Source organism: Acidovorax facilis (assembly GCF_023913775.1).
GTDB lineage: Bacteria > Pseudomonadota > Gammaproteobacteria > Burkholderiales > Burkholderiaceae_C > Acidovorax > Acidovorax facilis.
In genome coordinates this window covers 1-255 of record NZ_JAMXAX010000360.1, presented here as the reverse complement: position 1 = coordinate 255, position 255 = coordinate 1, and the positions used below count along the sequence as shown (strand labels likewise).

Annotated in this window: 1 protein-coding gene; it reads left to right on the top strand. The window is 62.7% G+C overall.

What is annotated here, in order from left to right; all coding sequences use genetic code 11:
* Window positions 1-255: thioredoxin domain-containing protein (locus tag NFX52_RS31510; RefSeq protein WP_492759478.1), on the top strand; the 255-nt coding region annotated here is incomplete at both ends.

Genomic DNA, 255 nt, shown 5'->3' with positions numbered 1-255 from the left:
GCGCGGTATGGATAGATGAGGCCACGGTTGCCGGTTGGCTCGCTGGTGGCGGTAACCGCGTGGTGCTGCTCACTGGTGACGCGGTGCGCTTTCCAGAAGGCCAGGACGTGGCGGCTGTGTTACCTGAACTTATGAAGAGCTTCCCCAACCGATTCATCGTGGCAGCAGTGCCGCGCGAGAGTGAAGACGCGGTGGCGCGCAGGTATGGCGCTGTCCGCTGGCCCACGCTGTTGTTCTTCCGTGACGGTCAGTATG